Raw genomic sequence first — 20,275 nt, 5'->3', positions numbered from 1 at the left:
TTCCACTCACCTTCCCCCCAATTAGAACTATAAATTATTCAAACGTTCATCAATTAATTTTAATACATTATTGAACACTTGTACAATTGTTAGTCCAGTTGTATCGATCAAGACGGCATCCTCAGCTGGTTTCAATGGAGCATGTGTACGAGCCGTATCCCTTGCATCACGTTTAGCCAGTTCTTCAACAACCTGGGCGAGGCTAACATTAATTCCATTATCTTTCAACTGTAAATATCGTCTATTTGCTCTTTCTTCTGCACTTGCATACAAATATACCTTCAAAATCGCATTTGGAAAGACCACTGTACCCATATCTCTACCATCAGTAACCAATCCAGGAAATTGAGCAAAATCTCTCTGACGTTCGAGCAATGCTCCCCTTACTTCTGGAATTGCTGCAATGAGTGAAGCATCTTGGCCACACTGTTCACTACGAATTTGCTGACTTATATTTTCGTTATCAAGTATTACTTTTGTTTCATTATCTGGAGACGATTCAAAACGTAAATTCAAAGACAGAGCCAAATCAGTGAGTTGATTGATTTGATCGGGTTTTATGCCGTTTTTACGGGCAGCATGAGCGAGAACACGATAAATCGCACCACTATCAAGCATATTCCAATGTAATTTCTTTGCCACCAAATGGCAAATTGTTCCCTTCCCTGTTCCGCTTGGACCATCCAATGTAATAACAGGAATTTTTTTATTAAAAACCATCAGCTAAATTCCTCTATCTGAAAACGAAGCCTATTGGCAGTACTTGCAAAGGAAGGAAATGATGTTGCAACATTCGTACAATTTCGGATAGTTATAGGAGCACTGGCTATGGCTCCAGCAATGGCAAATGACATGGCAATCCTATGATCTCCTCGACTATCCACTTCACCACCATGTATATGACCACCCTCGATAAATATTCCATCCTCAAAGCCTTCCGCATGAATACCTAATCGATTTAATCCATCCACCATTGCACCAATACGATCACTTTCCTTCAGCCGAAGCTCCTTAGCTCCATGAAGTGTAGTTTGTCCTTTAGCGCAGGCCGCTGCAATAAAAATAACAGGAAACTCATCAATGGCTAATGGCACCATAAAAGCAGGGATATTAATCCCTTTTAATTGTGAATATTTAACTTGCAAATCCGCAACTAATTCTTCTCCATAAGTCCTCTGATTCAAAACAGTAATATCGGCACCCATTTCAGTTAAAATATGGATAATTCCAGTCCGTGTAGGATTGACACCTACATTGCGAATTAAAACATCTGAGCCTGGGGTTATAGATGCTGCAACAATAAAAAAAGCAGCAGACGAAATATCCCCTGGAATATTAAGATGAGTTCCATGGCATTCCCCATGCCCATCAATAACTATAGAATCATCCAATATCTGAACCGGGTAAGAAAAAGTTTTTAGCATTCTCTCTGTATGATCACGACTTACAGCATGCTCAGTGATTTTTGTTTGTCCTTCAGCGTACATACCTGCTAATAACAGGCAAGATTTTACCTGTGCACTAGCCTCTGGCATGACATAATGTATACCCTGTAACGTCCTTCCACCTTTTATTGTAATTGGTGGTTTACCCTCCTGAGTGGTTATATCGGAACCCATTTGACTTAGAGGTCGACTAATCCGAAGCATAGGTCTCTTAAGCAGACTTTCATCTCCAGTTAATTGACTATCAAATTTCTGCGCCGCCAGCAAACCCGCTAATAAACGTATACTGGTACCTGAATTACCACAATCAATAATGCTTTTGGGTTGTTTTAATCCATACTTTCCAACTCCATGAATAACAAGACGTTGTTTATCAGGTCCCTCGATTGCAACACCCATCGATTGAAATGCTTTTAGTGTTGCCATGCAATCTTCACCCTCTAAAAATCCATCAATCACTGAAGTTCCAACAGCAATTGAACCGAAGATAACAGAACGATGAGAAATAGATTTATCTCCAGGAACCACTATTTCGCCTTCTAGAGATTTAACAGGTTTACTAATAAAATTAAGCTTGCTCACTAACCATTTTCCTTAGCAAATTCAGACATAAACTCAATGAGAGCATTCACTCCAGACATGGGCATGGCATTATATAAGCTGGCGCGCAGACCTCCTACAAAACGATGGCCTTTTAATGCACATAACCCACGTTCATTAGCCCTATTTAAAAACTTCTCTTCCAAATCAGTATTATGAAGAGAAAAGCAAATATTCATAATTGAGCGAGCTTCTCTTGAGACGGGAGTCAAATAAAAATCGGTGGAATCAAGATATTGATATAACTTCGCAGCTTTCAGACAATTCTGCCGAAATAGTCCCTCTACACCACCTTGAGTCTTAATCCAATCAAACATTTTGGCTGCCAAGTAGCAATTGAATACTGGTGGAGTGGCATATAATGAATGATGTTTCGCATGAGTTTCATAATTCATCATGGTAGGAACCATTGGCTTAGGACATTTTTTTAACAAAGCTTCGTTAATTATAGCAACGGTTAAACCAGCATTAGCAATGTTTTTCTGTGCACCCGCAAAAATCAAACCATACTGTTTAATATTTATTGGCTCACTCAGCAAACATGAGGTCATATCAGCAACTAACGGCACTTCACCGGTTTTGGGAACATAAGGAAATCGGACTCCATTCACTGTTTCATTTGGCGTGAAATAAACATAAGATGTATTGTTTTTGAATATCCAATTTTGTGGATCAGGAACAGATACAAAGCCACCTTGCTCTTCATTGGCAAGACAGTAGGCCCTTTTCACCAGATTTGCTTCATGATAAGCCATCTGAGACCAGATTCCTGTCACTATATAAGCGGCCTCATTTTCTGGTTGTAACAAATTCATAGGAACCATTGCAAATTGAGTACGAGCAGCCCCTCCTAAAAATAATACATGGTAATTTTTTGGAATGTTTAGCAGTTCTCTTAGTGATTGTTCTGCAGTACTTAAAAGATTAATGACTTCAGATGTTCTATGTCCTATTTCAAGAATGGACATACCAGTACCGTGCCAATTAAGAAACTCCTCTTGCGCTTCCTTTAATATCACTTCAGGAAGCATAGCAGGGCCGGCACCAAAATTATAAACCCTGGCTTTCATCACTACTGTCTTCAATTTCTAATGCTGAATTTTCTGAATCCTCCAAATCTTCTCCAAGATCCTCAATCTTTTGCATTCCTACAACGGTCTCGCCAGAACTGACATTAATTAAGCGAACACCTTGTGTATTTCTGCCTATCACAGACAACTCATTGACTTTGAAACGTACCAAGGTTCCTTTATCTGTAATTAACATCGCTTCATCATTATCTGTTACCTGCAAGGAACGGATAACTTTACCATTTCGTTCAGTAACCTGAATAGAAATAACTCCTTGTCCACCTCTGCCTGAAACTCGATATTCATCGATATGAGTTCTCTTGCCATAGCCATTTTCAGTTGCTGTTAAAATAGTTCCACCATTAGGGTCTACTACCACGAGAGATTTAACTGCCTGATCTTTTTCAATTCTAATTCCGCGAACGCCTCGAGCTGTTCGTCCCATTGGCCGCACTTTATTTTCATCAAAACGAATGACTTTTCCTGCATCAGTAAACAACATAATGTCTCTGGTACCATCGGTAATTCCGACTCCTACAAGACTATCGTCATCATCCAGATCAACTGCAATAATTCCATTTGACCTTGGCCTGCTGAACGCATTTAAAGGTACTTTTTTAACCGTTCCATTCTTGGTAGCCATGAATACATACGTACCTTCCTTATACTCACGCACAGGAAGCATAGCATTTATCTCTTCACCTTCTGCTAATGGAAGAATGTTGATTATAGGTCTTCCTCTGGAAGTACGACTTGCCAGGGGTAATTGATAGGCTTTCAGCCAATACAATTTACCATGGTTAGAAAAGCACAATAATGTATCGTGTGTACTGGTAATCACCAAACGTTCAACAAAATCTTCGTCTTTCACATGCGTCGCCAGTTTTCCTTTCCCGCCTCGACGCTGAGCCTGATAAGCTGTAATTGGTTGATATTTCACATAACCTTGATGAGATAAAGTCACAACTACGTCTTCTTCGGTAATTAAATCTTCAATAGTCAAATCTTCTTGTGATGCTGTAATTTCAGTGCGTCGTTCATCACCGAACTGAGTCTTGATTTCAATCAATTCATCACGAATCACTTGCATGAGTCTTTCCGGAGAAGCCAGTATATCAAGTAACTCTTTGATTGCATTCAATAACTCTTCAAATTCGCTAATTATTTTATCTTGTTCAAGAGCAGTTAATCGGTGCAATCTTAATTCAAGTATTGCCTGAGCTTGGGCAGCAGACAATTTATATCCATTCTCATGCAAACCATATTCTTCAGTTAAATCATCTGGTCTTGACGCATTTGATCCGGCTTTTTCCAACATAGCCTTTACCAAACCCGGTTGCCATATTTTATCTAATAAAGCTTCTTTTGCATCCTGGGGTGTCGGTGATTTTTTAATTAATGCAATCATTTCATCGATATTAGCCAGAGCAATTCCCAAGCCTTCGAGCAAATGAGCACGATTTCTGGCTTTTTTCAATTCAAATATTGTTCGTCTAGTAACAACTTCTCTTCGATGTTTAATAAAATATTCAAGTATTTGTTTTAGATTTAAAGTACGTGGTTGGCCATCAACCAGCGCGACCATATTAATCCCAAATACATTTTGCATTTGAGTATGGGCATATAAATTATTTAATATGACATCTGCTACCTCATTGCGCTTTAACTCAATGACAACTCGCATTCCCTGTTTGTCCGACTCATCTCTCAGACCAGAAATTCCTTCAATTTTTTTGTCTCTCACCAATTCAGCGATGCGTTCAATCAAACGCGCTTTATTAACCTGATAAGGTAACTCCTGAATAATAATAGATTGGCGCCCTGAACTTTCTTCAGTTTCTATATCAGTCCGTGCTCTGATAACCACTCGTCCTTTTCCAGTCCGATACCCTTCGATGATTCCAGCGCGTCCATTAATTATTGCTGCTGTTGGAAAATCAGGACCAGGAATAATTTCCATTATATCTTCAAGACTGGTTTCAGGCTCATCAACCAAAGCAATACAGGCATTAATCACTTCAGTAAGGTTGTGTGGCGGGATATTAGTCGCCATTCCCACTGCAATACCTGATGAACCATTAACTAATAAATTGGGAGTTCGTGATGGTAATACAACTGGTGCAAATTCAGTTTCATCATAATTAGGAGTGAAATCAACTGTTTCCTTCTCCAGATCAGCTAATAATGCATGAGCCACTTTGGACATTCGCACTTCGGTATAACGCATGGCTGCAGGGGCATCTCCATCCACAGAACCGAAATTTCCTTGACCATCAATCAAGAGGTAGCGCATAGAAAAGGGCTGCGCCATACGAACAATAGTATCATAAACCGCTGTATCGCCATGAGGATGGTATTTACCGATTACATCCCCTACTACACGAGCAGACTTTTTATAAGGTTTATTCCAGTCATTACCCAGCTCACTCATTGCAAAAAGAACTCGCCTATGTACTGGCTTTAAGCCATCACGCACATCAGGCAATGCTCTACCTACAATGACACTCATAGCGTAATCCAAATAGGATTGCTTCAATTCGTCTTCAATATTGACTGGTAAGACTTCTTTAGCTAGATATACCATGATTTGGATGTATCCTTTAGACAATAAATTACGATTAATTTAATACAAAAGGATACCACACTGGACGTCTTAATTAAATCATCTTACGCTTCAGAAGGTTCGAGGATGTTTATAATGTTTGCGAGTGATTTGGTAATAAAGGAATCCAAACAAGATTTTACATCGGCGACAAAACTTCCATGTATTCTATTTGCAAGTACCACGCTTAAGGACAAGCATCTATGTCCAAGCATATTGCCAAGTGCATAAATAGCAGCAGTTTCCATTTCAAGATTAATTATCGAATAATTATTAGCACGAAATTTTCCCAACTGACTAATTAGATTTGGGTAACGAAGCGGCAATCTTAATTGACGTCCCTGTGGTCCATAAAAACCACCACAAGTAGCAGTAATTCCGGTATGGCCCAAAAAATTAAACTGTTCAGCCAATTTAGGGCAAGATTCAGAAATATAAAATGGACCACTCTCTCCATTTAGATGCTGTGATAACTCTTCTTTAATCACTTGAAGTGCTCGAGTAGGTTCATACTGATAATAATCAATCAAGCTATCGAATCCAATTGCGTATCGACTAATTGCTATATCTCCAGGCAAACACTCTTCAGTCAAACCACCGGTGGTACCTAATCGAATGATTGTTAATCTTTTTTTGTTAGCATTCACTGTTCGAGTCGACAAATCAATATTTGCCAAAGCATCAAGTTCATTCATTACAATATCTATATTGGGCATGCCAATACCAGTTGAAAGTACAGTAAGTCTTTTGGAGTCCAAGTATCCTGTATGTGTAACAAATTCCCGATGAGAACGTTGCACCTCAATCTTATCAAAAAATCGACTGACCTGACTCACACGAGCCGGATCTCCAACCGTAATAATAACGTCTGCTATCTCTTCTGTTCTTAAATCAAGGTGATATACTGCACCACGATGGTTAATGGGTAATTCCGCTGGAGTTATCATTTTTTTTTCTATTCTCCCTCAAATTTCTAAACCATAATATATACTCAATGTATGTGATTTAGAATGACTAAATTATCTTGGGTGTTTAAATCCCGAGCTAGCATTTTTTATGACCAAAATTATGTTTAATTTGACTGTATGTTGTCATTTTTATATAGTTCCGCGCACTAGTGCAAGTAAGAATGCCTATGGCATATAAATTATCGGGAGAAGCAATGACTCAAAAGACAGCGAAACTCAGCATCAAAGGGCAAGAGGAGATTGATTTACCAATCTATACTCCTACCTTAGGTAATGATGTAATTGATATTACCCAGCTTGGTTCACATGGCGTCTTTACCTTTGATCAAGGTTTTTTATCAACTGCCTCCTGTGAATCTAAAATCACCTATATTGATGGCGACAAAGGCATTTTGTTATATAGGGGCTATCCTATAGAGCAACTAGCAGAAAATAAGGACTTTCTTGACGTCAGTTATTTATTGCTTAATGGCGAATTACCAAATAAAGAAGAGAAGAAATCTTTTGTTAATTTAATTAACAACCATACTATGGTTCATCAACAAATGTATCAATTCCTGAATGGATTCAGACGTGATGCTCATCCAATGGCTATCATGGTTGGAATAGTGGGTGCCTTATCCGCTTTTTATCATGAATCAATGGATTTGAATAATGCACAAGACCGTTTTATTTCAGCAATCCGATTGGTCGCTAAAATGCCTACTTTGGCTGCAATGAGCTATAAATACTCTATTGGCATGCCTTATATGTATCCAAAAAATAAAATGTCTTATGCAGAAAACTTCCTTCACATGATGTTTGGCGTTCCTTCTGAAGATACAACTCCAGATCCTGTGTTAGTAAAGGCTATGGATACCATCTTTATTCTCCATGCTGATCATGAACAAAATGCTTCTACATCAACCGTTCGCTTGGCTGGCTCTACCGGGGCTAACCCCTTTGCCTGTATTTCCGCTGGCATTGGAGCCTTATGGGGCCCTGCTCATGGTGGAGCCAATGAAGCTTGTTTAAATATGTTGAAGGAGATAGGTGATGTAAGCCGTATCGATCATTATATTAAACGAGCCAAAGATAAAAACGACCCATTCCGCTTAATGGGCTTTGGCCACAGAGTTTATAAAAGCTATGACCCAAGAGCCAAAGTAATGCGCAAAACCTGCTATGATGTGTTAGAAGCAGTGGGGGCAAAAGAAGCACCCTTGTTCAAACTGGCAATGGAGCTTGAGCGTATCGCTTTAGAAGATGAGTATTTCATCGAGAAAAAACTCTACCCCAACGTAGATTTTTACTCTGGGCTTACCTTAAGTGCTATCGGAATACCAACTAATATGTTCACCGTGGTATTTGCTCTGGCCCGCACTGTTGGATGGATGAGCCACTGGATGGAAATGGTTGCCACTAAATCACGTATTGGTAGACCACGTCAGTTATATACTGGTGAAAAAATTCGTGATGTAAAATAAAAAACATAACTTTTCAAAGTAGCCCGTGTTAGGGAAAACCATAATACGGGCAATGCCAGAAAATTTTATCTATACTATGTGCCAGATTAATACAACAAAAGATGACATAAAATTTGATTTATTTCTTAAAGTAACTTTATCCTAAGATTGTGAAGAGCTGATCGACTCTTGTAATAAAGACTTTTGGTGATAGATTTTGTATAGTGCACGCTTATAACAGGCTAGGAGTTCGAAGAAATCACCCATGAAGCAAGAGCAGTTTTACATTGCGGGTATCGACTTTTCTGATGATAGTTACGAGCAGGTTGAGCTTGATCGTAAATTAGAACTTGTTTTGGACGCCCTTGAAAAAATAAATATGAATGCATTAAAACAAGTTGGAAGCAATGTCATTATTCTTGTCGTACTGCATGAATATTTTTTTACGCCAATATCCATTAGCAGCAGTGATAAAAAAAAGTGTCTTCAGAAGATATCCGATAAAATCAAGAAATACCCTAATATGGTTATCATACCAGGCAGCTTTTCAAATTTTAAAAATGAACCCGATTCAAGATTAAGTCCTGAGAAATTAGAGAAAAAAATTAAAGCGACAAAGGAAGCTTACCAAATTGCGGACAGCAATAAACAACACCATAATGTTTATGATTTTAACAATTTAATATTTGCATTAAATTATTTCAATTTAATTTCGTTATTGAAGAATAATAAGCTTAAAACAGCAGTATTTTTAATGAATTGCGCCTATGCGATGAGTTCAACAAATACAATAAAACACTACAAACGTTTTATGTTTTATGAAAAATCCCTTTTACCATCTTCTTTTGTCAAAAATTATGTGTACGCATTTAAATACAACGAGTTGATTCAAAATATCAGTGTGAAGGGGATTCAGCTCAGCTTATTAATGACAGTTTGCTTCGATCATAAGTTTATTGACCGGAATAGCCTTGTCAGAAAAAAACCTGATATTCATGTGATTCCATCTAATTTTATTTCTGTAAAAGAAGATCATCTTCTCGGTAAAATCAATATACACATGGATGAAAGATCAGGATTATCTGTCTATGTTAACAAAAGTGACTATAATAGCGACAATATAAGAGCCATGCTTTACAGGATTGACCCAAACAACCCTGGTAAAGAAAAAATATTGTCTGTTAATATTAAAAAATATCAACAAAATAACGCCCATGCTAATTTTCTGGAATGCAATAGATTAATAAATAATGGAAAATTAAATATAAATAAAAATTTGGATGAAGCGCTGTATTTTTCTGTTAGAGAGGGAAATCCTTATGCTTCAAAGTATCTTTTCAAGCAAGGTGCTAAACCAAATGTACAAACCTATGAGGAGCACAATACAGCCCTCTTTATTGCATGCAGTGTTGGAGATGATGAGCATGTAGAACTTCTCTTGAGTAATCATGCCAATGCAAAACATCAAAATAAACGGGGTCAGACACCTCTCTGGATTGCCGCCCAAAACGGCCATATGAAGGCTGTTGAAGCTTTGATTAAAGCAGGTGCCAATATTAATCAAGCGGATAATAACGGCGATACCCCGCTTTTAATCGCTGCCAAAAACAGACACCTCAAGGTTATGGCTATTCTTCTCGAAAATGGTGCTAACATCAAGCAAGCAAACAGAACTCAAGAATCACCAACTTCTATTGCAACAGAGAAAAAAGATATTGAAATGATGGAAATCCTTTTAAAACACCAAGCTAATAACAATCAGGAGGAAACAAACTTCTCTGAACCCTCTTGTATATGCTATTTCTGAAGAGAAAACCGTTGAAGATTTCTTTTGTGATATAATTTAATAAAAACTTTACCTTCGACAGAAAGCAACTTGAAATGCAAATTTCCCTTCAAGATTTTGGTAGTTAATGAGCTCTATATTATAAAATATGAGCCGGATTATTCTAGTTTATTTTGATTTTTAAAACTATACTTTGTGTGAAATGTTCCTGCTCTACTTTTGTCCTGATTTAACCATTGCCAACGCCTCCAACCAACCTCGAAAATCCTTGTCCACGTCCTCTCTTTCTCTAAAAGGCCGAAACTCACACTCGGCGTCCCATATTTTATTTATTGCAGAAATGGAATCAAACAAACCATAGCCAATAGCAGCGAGTATTGCTGCACCTTTAGCAGTCGTTTCAATATCCTTGGGTTTTTGAATTGTTAATTGGCACTGATCAGCAAGAAATTGAAGAAACCATTGGTTTACTGCCATCCCTCCATCTGCTCTTAATAAAGTCAAATCCAGTTGACTATCATCTCTCATACAAGTTAATACCTCACGTGTTTGATAACAAACTCCTTCCAATGCAGCTCTGGCAAAATGTGCTCTGTTCGTTGAGCGTGATAACCCTATTATGGCAGAGCCCGATATGGATAACCAATGGGGTGCTCCTAATCCAGTAAAAGATGAAACCAGATATACCCCATTATTACTATCCAAGCTTTGGGCCAACGATTCAGTTTCGCTGGAATGAGATATTAATTTCATTTCATCTCTTAACCATTTCACAGTGGTACCAGCATGATAAATACTACCTTCCAAACCATAGACCGTTCTGTCCTTAATTTTATAAGCAATAGTAGTCAATAATTTGTGCTTTGAATGAACTGGCTGATCTCCAGTATTAAGTAATAAAAAACCACCTGTACCAAAAGTTGCTTTAACCATTCCTCCATCAAAACAGCCTTGCCCAATTAAAGCCGCTTGTTGATCACCTGCAACACCAGTGATTGGAATTTCTACACCTAACCATTCTTTATCAATCATCCCAAAATAATTATCACTGGCATGAACCTCCGGCAATACCGATTCAGGAATGGACAAAAGCTCAAGTAATTCCTTATCCCATTTTTCATTATTAATGTTAAACATCATAGTTCTTGAGGCATTGGTTATATCAGTAGAATGTTTCTCACCTTTGGTCATGCGCCATATTAAAAAACTATCAATTGTCCCAAATGCCAAATCTCTTTTGCAAAGTAATGACTGCACTTTAGGATTATTTTTTAATAACCAGTTTAATTTGCTTGCTGAAAAATAAGGATCAGGGAGCAGCCCTGTTTTTTCTTGTATCATTGAGGAACATTCCGCCAGGGTTAGACAGAACTCTTCCGTGCGTCTATCCTGCCACACAATAGCAGGTGCCAGGCATTCACCCGTTTTCTTGTTCCAAATGACAGTAGTTTCTCGTTGATTGGTAATGCCACAGCATAAAATTGATTTTCCTTGAACTTGTGATACAACATCTCTCATTGCCTTGACAGTTTTTTCCCATATTTCTTCAGGATCATGTTCCACCCAACCTGGATTTGGGTAATATTGTGTAAGAGGATACTGACTACCGGCAATTAATTCACCTTGACGAGTATAGATCATGGCACGAGTACTACTTGTTCCCTGGTCAATAGCTAGTATATAGTTCATTATTGTTAGCTTCCTCTGTATTATAATTATTAAGTAGTCACTACTCATGTCATCCTGAGTACCTGCAAAGGATCTCTATGGGATGATAGAAAATTAACAGTTACGTTGAGTGTAATCTTTTTTCGGAGAGAAAAACATGGATCAAGTTTTTGATGTTGCGATTATTGGTGGAGGCATCAATGGCTGCGGCTGCGCTGCAGACGCAGCATTAAGGGGACTTTCCGTGATACTCTTCGAACAGGACGACTTGGCTTCCAAAACCTCATCAAGCAGCACAAAGCTAATTCATGGTGGTTTAAGATATTTAGAGCATTATGAATTTGGTTTGGTAAAAAAAGCCCTTAAAGAACGCCAAACACTCCTCAATTTAGCACCCCACTTAGTCCATTCACAATCCTTTGTTTTACCTTATTTAAAACACATGCGCCCTTCCTGGTTACTGAGATTGGGATTATTTTTTTATGATCATCTCAGCCGAAAAAATCATTTGCCGAAATCCAAATCGATCCGCAGAAATAATAAAAACAATTATTTTATGCCCCTAAAAGAAGAGTTAAAACGAGGTTTTCTTTTCTATGATGCCACTACAGATGATGCACGTTTAACCATTCTCAATGCCATACAAGCAAAAAATCATGGTGCCAGCATAAGGACGCAAGCCAAAGTAATCCAGGCTGAGGTTATTAATAATATATGGCATTTAACTATCCAGCCTTCCAAAGGAAAGAGTTATAAAATGTACTCCAAAAGCATTATTAATGCAGCAGGTCCCTGGGTTCAATCCATTGCCAAATTAACTCAAACACCTATCCAGAAAAAAATCACCCTGGTTAAAGGCAGTCACATTATTGTCCCTAAACTCTTTGAAGGAAAACATGCCTATTTTTTGCAACATAATGACCAACGAGTAATTTTTGTGATCCCTTATCATGGCTTTAGTATGGTTGGAACCACCGATGTTTACTATACTGGAGATCTTAATCAAGTACAGATCAGCGAAGAAGAGATTGATTACCTGATTGAATCAGTTAACTCCTATTTTAAATTCAAAATAAATAAAGAAGATATAATCTATTCCTGGAGTGGTATAAGACCTCTACTGGCTGATGAGAATAAAACAGTGAACGTGTTAAGCCGTGATTATTCCTATGAATTTAATAACTCACCCGCTCCCATTATTACAATTTTTGGTGGAAAAATAACCACGTACAGGCAGTTAGCGGAAGAAATTATCAATCAACTAACACCCTTATTCCCTCAACTTCCAGCATCCAAAACAAAACACACACCCTTACCTGGAGCCACATTAGCTGACATGAATTTTGCACAGTACGTTAATTATGCTAGAGAAAAGTATCATTGGTTGGATGAGGAATTATTGAATCGTTACCTCAATACGTACGGTTGTTATACTGAAATTTTTCTTTCCCAATGCAACAATATGGAAGCAATGGGTAAAAAATACGGATCAACCCTTTATCAAGTTGAAGTAGATTACCTTGTTTTAGAAGAATGGGCGAATAGTTGCGATGATATACTATACCGTCGCACCAAGTTGGGTCTTACCATGGATAATGCCAGCAAAAAAGAGCTGGCAGATTATCTGGCCAGTATTTCTATTTATCCCCCTGCTCCAACTGAGCTCGTATTTCACTAACATCCGCATCCAGTGCTTGTTGTGCCAACTCTTTTAAAGTAGACTCGGGTATACTTCCAGCATCAGAATAAATAACGATGCTGTCTTTAAAAACCATGAGATGAGGTATGGAGCGGATCTCGAAAAAATCAGCCAGTTCTTGTTGCTCTTCAATATTCACTTTAACAAATTGGATACCTGGAAACTGATCGGAAACTTGCTCATACACTTTTGAGAACTGTTTACAAGGAGCACACCACTCTGCCCAAAAATCAATGAATACTATCTCATTGTCATTAATCAATGACTCAAATTCGGCACTGGTTATAGTCTGGGTAGGCATGTGGTCTCCTCAGTCTCAAGTATCGTTATGATGTTATCAAATATTTGCTCTACTGTACCTGTACCGCTAATAGTATGAAATTTGGGGGCCTCTTTAGCACCAGATTCGTCCCATTTCTTATAGTATTGTACTAATGGTGCTGTTTGGTTATGGTACACTTGCAAACGCTTACGTATCGTTTCCTCTTTATCATCATCGCGTTGAATCAAAGGCTCTCCTGTCAGGTCATCTACTCCTGGACTTTTCGGCGGATGATTAATAACATGATAAACCCTTCCTGAAGGCTGATGAATGCGCCTTCCACTAATTCGCTCAATTATTTCCTCGTCATCAACAGCTATTTCTATCACATGGTCCAAATGTATTCCTGCTTGCTTTAAAGCCTCAGCTTGAACTAAAGTTCTTGGAAATCCATCAAACAGAAACCCCCTATCGCAATCAGGATTTTCTAGTCTTTCCTTGACCAAACTAATAATAATATCATCGGATACTAATCCCCCCGACTCCATAATTTTTTTTGCGCTCAAGCCTAAAGGAGTCCCTTCTGCGATGGCAGCACGCAACATATCGCCTGTCGAAATTTGAGGAATTTTATAACGTTTAATTAAAAGTGAAGCTTGGGTTCCTTTGCCAGCGCCCGGTCCACCTAAAAGCATTAATCGCATCCAAAACTCCTTAAACAATTCGTATTCATTATAAACTTTGAAACATAGTAACATATTAGCACTACAAAATTTTATAATTATTTGGGGTATGTTGACAAATAATTTTGGGCATGCATAGTCTCTATGCCCTATATATTCTATGAATATTTCAGGAAATATGTATTTTTTGAGAAGAAAAAATTAAGTAAAATGACCATCAACCCTCCTTCGCTTCAGACCGGCCCTCCATACAAAGATTTCGGTTCATCCTCACCACCAGGAACGTGACTTTAACGAACCTTTACAAGAATTGAGCTGCATAGCATAAAGTTGCGATTTAGCCTTCACCTTACGTGCCACGGAAATCAACCACGGCTTTTGTAAATAGGTTTTTCTTTGATATCCGCCTATTCCTTCATGATAAGCTAAATAAAGCGAGTAAGCATCGGATCGGGGAATACCTGCTTTAATATTCGCCTGATTGGCATACCAACCGATGAAATCAACTCCATCCCCAAAATCATCACGCGAAGACCATAACCACCCATTCGTTCGTTTATAATTATTCCATGTTGAACGCAAAGCTTGGGTATAACCATAAGCAGTCGATGGTCTTGTCCATGGAATTATCCATAGCAATTTGGTACGTGGGGGTTTCGCTTTGGCATTAAATTTTGATTCTTGATGAATGATTGCCATTTGGACTGGGACTGGCACCTTCCAACGCCGCTCGACATCTTTAGAATCCGCATACCACTTGGGGTATTGTTTAAAGATGTTACAAATATTATTAATGTCCGCTGGAGGTTTACTGACGCAGCCCGTAAGAAAAATAATAGAGCAAAGTAAAGCGAATTTAATCTTCATGATTTTATTATAAAAAATCCGTGATATAGCATTAAGTCTCAATGCCACAACATAGTTAACTTAAAATGAATTTTAACAAATATGCTGTATAGAATCTACGTTATTTAAAGTTACTTCTTTCCATTCACATGATAGAATCAATTTGGAACTAAGTTATTATGTCGACAAATCCAGGAAGTTTTGCAACCATTGAAAAGCCATGTATGGCCTCATGCCTATCAGCAAAACTCCCTAAATCTACCGACATAATGATATAAAAATTGGACTAACCAGAAAAATAAACTCCTATGACAATACTTGTTTTTGATATTGAAACAATCCCCGATATTGAATCAGGCCGAAAATTGTTTGCACTCGATGGCTTGTCAGATGAAGACACTGCGCATGCGATGTTTGCCTTAAGGCGTGAGAAGGTAGGGCATGATTTTTTACCTCATTATTTACAAAAAATCTGTGCTATCTCAGTAGTAATTAGTCATGGAGCTCAAATAAAAGTATGGTCTCTTGGTGAGAAAGATTCTGATGAGAAGGAATTGATAACCCGTTTTTTTGCTGGAATAGACAAACACACACCTACTTTGGTGAGCTGGAATGGAAGCGGCTTTGATCTTCCTGTACTTCATTACCGTTCGCTATTACATAGAATTAGTGCGCCAACTTACTGGGAAACGGGAGAAAATCAACAAACCTTTAAGTGGAACAATTATCTAAGTCGTTTCCATTATCGTCATATTGATCTAATGGACGTACTTGCAGGATATCAAAATAAAGCCTTTGCTCCATTAGATGATATTTCAACCATACTTGGCTTCCCAGGAAAAATGGGAATGAGTGGTTCAAAGGTTTGGGATCAATACCTGGCAGGAGAATTAAAAGAAATTCGCGATTATTGTGAAACAGATGTACTCAACACCTATTGTGTCTATTTGCGATTTGAGCTGGTACGTGGAAATATCAGCCAAGAGAACTATGACAAAAATATGGATCGGCTCAAAAGCTATTTAAGCGCAGAGCATGATAAAATACATTTACAAGAATTCCTTAAGAGAATGGCCTGAATTGAACTGCCACTTATACCTAACGTGATAATACATTCACGGCTGTGTTTTAAAAATAAGCGCAAACTTATTTATATACGGTTATTTTTTATCCGCTCCCTTACGGTCACGGCTCGGTTTTGCGCCAGTATAATCTGAGCCGAGACTATATCCGAGCCGTGACCGTAAGGGAGCGGATAAATAATAACTTCAAGGATACAGCAGAATCAGCTACTGATAAGTCACATGAGTAGCACTCAAAGAGTAATCGCTACTCTAAAAGGATCTCTTTCCCGAGAAAGCAAGGCTATAAGTATCCGCCTCAATAACTTCCTGAGCCTTACAGTACTCTTCACTCTTCAAATGATTCAAGGTGCTATAATACCTTTCACATCCTAGTTGTTCATAAGATTTCAAATCAACCGCATTGGCCTCATTTGCCAATTGTGTCCAAGACCAAATCGTTATCCACCATTCAATAATAGGTTTATAAACCTCTATCCACGCCAAAAGAGATTCATTAAGTTCTTCCGTATTAAAGTAAGCTTTTAACAGAATATGTTGTTGTTCGCGATTTAGTTTGGCCTCAACCATAAAATAGACCAAGTCCCAAATAAAATCATTATTACTGGAGTATTCCCAATCAATTTGATGTATCTTTTCGGATCCTCTGATTTCTGGATTTTCTGACAAAATAAAATTAAGTGGTGTTGTATCGTTATGGCAAGGAAATTGATCAATATGGTAAGAAGAAAAAGTCTCTTTTAATTTTTTCATTTGTTGTTCAATAAAATCTATTTCTCCGGGAAAACTGAATTGTTTAACTTTTAATATATGTAAAAGATCTTCATTTCGCTTAAAAAAATGGGTGTCATTATCAAAAGGTTCAGACTTATGAAGTTTTCTCATCATGGCAGCTACTTCGTATAGAATCTCCTTTCGCGCCAAAGCTTTGTCATCCAAAGCATGAACTCCTTCGATAAAACGTGTCACTTGCAAACCATCCTCCGGATCAAAAAATGCTATCGGAACATTAAGCTCTAATTGCTCCGCTTGTTTGGCATTATGAGCCTCATCCCGTCTGGTTAAAAAAGATGACGATCCTTTTCCAGCAATCCGCATAACCCATTTTTCAGGAGCGCTCTTGATTCTTAATCTAAAGTTGGAGTTCGTCATGCCGCCAGTCATTAATTTTAATTTCAAGACATCAAGTCCCAGATTAGTAAACATAGGTACTCTATGAATAACTGGTAAAATGGATAAGTATTTTTGGGTCAGTTTGACTAGCTGACACCACTCTTTATTTACTAAAGAAGCAGCAGACCGGGATTTGGGATCTAGTAAACTGAGTATGTAAATGATTAAATGCTCATTTAATTTAGGTTTATTATTATCATCGCCAAAAAAGTATAATTTCATAAAATCTTTGTTAATAAATGACAAAAGTGAAAGTATTATATAAAAACTGATAATAAAGTAACAGATAACAGACTACTGCTTTATTTAGGAACACTGAATGTTTTCTCATCTTAATCGCTATATCGCACTTTATTTTTTACTCGCTCTGTTCATTGCTCCAATCCACCTCCTTGCTCTGGATAGTTATTATTACTGGGACTGGAGCAGGCATTTGGCCCTTTCTTATTATGATGGCTCGCCTATGGTGGCTTATTTTATCAAGTTCGCCACTGTATTATTTGGTGACTCCTTGTTTGCTTTAAATTTTGTTGCTATTGTCTCAACCGCCTTAACCAGTTTTATCATTTATAAAACGGCCAGGCTATGTCTTAACAAAGAAGCCAGTTATATCACAGTCATTGTTTGGTTGTTTTCGCCACTCGTCACTCTGGATTTAATCAATCAAACAACCTATGACACGCCACTGACTCTTTTTTGGGCGTTAACTCTTTACTTTACAATAAAGTATATCCAGTTCAATCGTACTCAAGATTTGTATTATATTGGGCTTAGTATAGGCCTTATGCTTTTATCCAAATATTCTGGTATTGTTCTGGTACTGGCCTTACTTATTTTTTTAGGGGCAACTCCCTATAGACGACTTTTTAAATCCGTACATTTTTATTTTGCATTAATCATAACAATCATTGTCTTCAGTCCCGTCATTGTATGGAATGCTCAACACGATTGGATATCTATTCGTTACCAGTTAAGTACACATCAAATGCAACATACCTCTAATTCTATAGGGAGTATATTCAAAAGTTTTTTTAATATTTTTCTACCCGCAATCAACTTTTTATTAATTCCACCCACTTTGTATTTATTCAAATCTGCACCTAGAAAATCTCCTGTATTTTATTTGTGCCTCATTATTTGCATTACATTTATTCTTTTTTATTTATTGGTTGCCAGTAGAGCCACAATCAGAGGGTATTGGTTGAGTCAATATTTGATCACTGCCAGCATATTGGCGGGCTATTGTTATCAAACATGGTCCTATCGCAATTCCACCTATTTATTAATTGTATTTTATGTTCTTACAAGTGTGATTTTTTTGTTGAATAATACTATCTTTTTTAGTTTTGGATATTCAAAAAAACTTGCCTACTATCAATGGATACAGCAACTCAATCACTCTAATGAAAGGCTCCCTGATACAGTAATAACCCCAGGATGGTTTGAAGCACGCATGCTGTTTTTTCTCAAAAATAAACCAACGATTTATACATTCGATTGTGGATCAGTACAAAATCAATATAAGTTTTGGTCCCCTGATCTGAATACTCTTGGCGATGTGTTATATATTGATACCTTTGATAGAGTATCGTGCGTTCAAAAATACTTTAATCAATGTCAACCTTTGAATATACCAGCAGCTCTTGATGACAAAGGCCAGCAAATAATTTATGCCTATCGATGCAGTAATAAAAGAAGTTCTTAGGTTCTACAAGCAAGGACGTGTTACAAGGTTCGGTGTCTCTGGCTAAAAATTAAACGCGACTATGATTCTTCAGAGTCTTTTGATTTAAAAAATAAGTGTGACCGTTTTTGAGACCAAATAACATTTGAATAAAACAGATAGTTGATAATGGAGCCGACACCAAGACCGGAGGCTAGAATAATATTTTCCTTCAAAACCCCTTGTCCGAAGTAATCAACAAAAATATGAACCCATAAACTTTGGAAGTAAACCATAAAAACAGAATAAAGAATAAATTGTGAAAAACGACTAAGAGTCTCTGTCTTAGCCATGCGAAGATTCGCTTTCTGTTTGAATGTAATGGAATGATGAAATATAAAATTGGATACAATAGCAGCACTGATAGCGATTTGACTAGATTCTAAAGCTGAATGATTCGAACTCCGCAACCAATTGTATGTGCTAAACTGAATCAATGCTCCGAGTGATCCTACGCAACACATCGTGATATATTGTCGTAACTCTTTTAAGCGAAGCGTAAAAAGGACACGCAAGGTGTCAGCCATACTGTTTTTAGGTAACTTGCTTTTCCCCTTTTCCCTATCAACAAATTGGATAGGAAATTCAGCAATTTTGGCTTTCGCTTTATGCAAAAGCCAGTATAGTTCAATTTTATAAGCGTAATTTGGAGACAAGAAGCTTGAAGGTAATAATTGTCTTAGCAAAGTAGTACGTGTTGCCCTTAAACCAGAAGTAAGATCTTTGTATTTTCTGGTTAACAGAAGACGAGCAATCCAATTGCCTCCTACCGATAGTAATTTACGATGAAGCGCCCAGTTAGAAGGAATCTTCCCTCCAGAAATATATCGACTACCAACCACGACATCATGTTGCTTAAGTAATTCTAACATCGGTGCAATGTAACAAGGTTGATGAGATCCATCTGCATCAAACTCAAATACCACATCAGCCTGTAATTTATCCATAGCAATTCGCATAGCTTGCAAATACGCAGAACCAAGGCCTGTTTTCTGTGGCTCTTCAGCGAAATGTACACGGTGTGATGTATAAGCTAATTCTCGAGCTATATGCGCTGTAGAATCAGTGGAGTGACTATCAAATACAAGAACTTCAACCTGATAATCTGGTAATAATCGAGTTTCCTCAAGAATCAAATCAATTGTACTGGAAATATTATCTTCTTCATTGTAAGTAGGGATGATAATAACGACTTTTTCTTTGGGCATACTGATTTGGTCATT

16 protein-coding genes are annotated in these 20,275 nt (G+C 37.7%); 5 read left to right on the top strand and 11 right to left on the bottom strand.

The features are described from left to right. Positions 1-27: 27 nt before the first annotated feature. The 5 genes from cmk to ACZ5EK_RS07365 form a co-directional block, all read right to left on the bottom strand. The gene (gene cmk, locus ACZ5EK_RS07385) at positions 28-720 is read right to left on the bottom strand and encodes a (d)CMP kinase (protein ID WP_464432295.1); all 693 of its coding nucleotides are present in this window, start codon (positions 718-720) and stop codon (positions 28-30) included. Further along, positions 720-2,027, bottom strand: coding sequence for a 3-phosphoshikimate 1-carboxyvinyltransferase (gene aroA, locus ACZ5EK_RS07380; RefSeq protein WP_464432293.1), 1,308 nt, complete (start codon positions 2,025-2,027; stop codon positions 720-722). Before aroA ends, cmk begins: the two co-directional genes overlap by 1 nt. Further along, on the bottom strand, positions 2,027-3,115 hold the full coding sequence (gene serC / locus ACZ5EK_RS07375) for a 3-phosphoserine/phosphohydroxythreonine transaminase (RefSeq protein ID WP_464432291.1): 1,089 nt from the start codon (positions 3,113-3,115) through the stop codon (positions 2,027-2,029). The genes aroA and serC overlap by 1 nt, the downstream gene beginning before the upstream one ends. Then, positions 3,096-5,699: a DNA gyrase subunit A gene (gene gyrA, locus ACZ5EK_RS07370; RefSeq protein ID WP_464432290.1), complete on the bottom strand. Its 2,604-nt coding sequence runs from the start codon at positions 5,697-5,699 to the stop codon at positions 3,096-3,098. Before gyrA ends, serC begins: the two co-directional genes overlap by 20 nt. Before the next feature lie 83 nt (positions 5,700-5,782). Then, positions 5,783-6,664, bottom strand: a complete 882-nt coding sequence (locus ACZ5EK_RS07365) for a nucleoside phosphorylase (protein WP_464432289.1) — start codon at positions 6,662-6,664, stop codon at positions 5,783-5,785. 215 nt (positions 6,665-6,879) lie between these two features. Between ACZ5EK_RS07365 and gltA the strand changes: the two genes are divergently transcribed. Both gltA and ACZ5EK_RS07355 read left to right on the top strand, forming a co-directional pair. Next, on the top strand, positions 6,880-8,151 hold the full coding sequence (gene gltA / locus ACZ5EK_RS07360; RefSeq protein ID WP_464427690.1) for a citrate synthase: 1,272 nt from the start codon (positions 6,880-6,882) through the stop codon (positions 8,149-8,151). 244 nt (positions 8,152-8,395) lie between these two features. Beyond that, the gene (locus ACZ5EK_RS07355; RefSeq protein WP_464432287.1) at positions 8,396-9,937 is read left to right on the top strand and encodes an ankyrin repeat domain-containing protein; all 1,542 of its coding nucleotides are present in this window, start codon (positions 8,396-8,398) and stop codon (positions 9,935-9,937) included. 192 nt (positions 9,938-10,129) lie between these two features. Here the strand turns inward: ACZ5EK_RS07355 and glpK are convergent, their stop codons facing one another. Beyond that, on the bottom strand, positions 10,130-11,605 hold the full coding sequence (gene glpK / locus ACZ5EK_RS07350; RefSeq protein ID WP_464432284.1) for a glycerol kinase GlpK: 1,476 nt from the start codon (positions 11,603-11,605) through the stop codon (positions 10,130-10,132). A 136-nt stretch (positions 11,606-11,741) separates the two neighbouring features. Here glpK and glpD point away from each other — a divergent pair, with 136 nt between their 5' ends. Further along, entirely contained in the window at positions 11,742-13,262 is a 1,521-nt protein-coding gene (glpD, locus tag ACZ5EK_RS07345) for a glycerol-3-phosphate dehydrogenase (protein WP_464432282.1), read from the top strand. Here the strand turns inward: glpD and ACZ5EK_RS07340 are convergent. The 3 genes from ACZ5EK_RS07340 to ACZ5EK_RS07330 all read right to left on the bottom strand — a co-directional run bounded on the left by ACZ5EK_RS07340 (position 13,222) and on the right by ACZ5EK_RS07330 (position 15,095). Next, positions 13,222-13,584: a thioredoxin family protein gene (locus ACZ5EK_RS07340; RefSeq protein ID WP_464427395.1), complete on the bottom strand. Its 363-nt coding sequence runs from the start codon at positions 13,582-13,584 to the stop codon at positions 13,222-13,224. The genes glpD and ACZ5EK_RS07340 overlap by 41 nt on opposite strands. After that, a complete protein-coding gene (gene adk, locus ACZ5EK_RS07335) occupies positions 13,566-14,249 on the bottom strand; it encodes an adenylate kinase (RefSeq protein WP_464432280.1) in 684 nt (227 codons plus the stop codon). The genes ACZ5EK_RS07340 and adk overlap by 19 nt, the downstream gene beginning before the upstream one ends. Positions 14,250-14,498: 249 nt before the next feature. Then, a complete protein-coding gene (locus ACZ5EK_RS07330; protein ID WP_464432279.1) occupies positions 14,499-15,095 on the bottom strand; it encodes a transglycosylase SLT domain-containing protein in 597 nt (198 codons plus the stop codon). A 287-nt stretch (positions 15,096-15,382) separates the two neighbouring features. On the opposite strand from ACZ5EK_RS07330, the gene ACZ5EK_RS07325 reads away from it, so the two are divergent. Continuing rightward, positions 15,383-16,153, top strand: a complete 771-nt coding sequence (locus tag ACZ5EK_RS07325) for a 3'-5' exonuclease (protein ID WP_464432278.1) — start codon at positions 15,383-15,385, stop codon at positions 16,151-16,153. 255 nt (positions 16,154-16,408) lie between these two features. Here the strand turns inward: ACZ5EK_RS07325 and ACZ5EK_RS07320 are convergent, their stop codons facing one another. Beyond that, positions 16,409-17,551 (bottom strand): phosphotransferase, encoded by a 1,143-nt coding sequence (locus ACZ5EK_RS07320; RefSeq protein WP_464432276.1) that lies wholly within the window; start codon positions 17,549-17,551, stop codon positions 16,409-16,411. Between the two features lie 97 nt (positions 17,552-17,648). On the opposite strand from ACZ5EK_RS07320, the gene ACZ5EK_RS07315 reads away from it, so the two are divergent. After that, positions 17,649-19,034: a glycosyltransferase family 39 protein gene (locus tag ACZ5EK_RS07315; protein WP_464432275.1), complete on the top strand. Its 1,386-nt coding sequence runs from the start codon at positions 17,649-17,651 to the stop codon at positions 19,032-19,034. Positions 19,035-19,093: 59 nt separating this feature from the next. On the opposite strand, the gene ACZ5EK_RS07310 is transcribed toward ACZ5EK_RS07315, so the two are convergent. Next, a complete protein-coding gene (locus ACZ5EK_RS07310) occupies positions 19,094-20,260 on the bottom strand; it encodes a glycosyltransferase family 2 protein (RefSeq protein ID WP_464432274.1) in 1,167 nt (388 codons plus the stop codon). Between the last annotated feature and the right edge of the window lie 15 nt (positions 20,261-20,275).

This window comes from Legionella sp. JM-2024 (assembly GCF_055389095.1).
The sequence above is the reverse complement of the archived record's forward strand: the minus strand, read 5'-3'. Positions and strand labels throughout refer to the sequence as shown.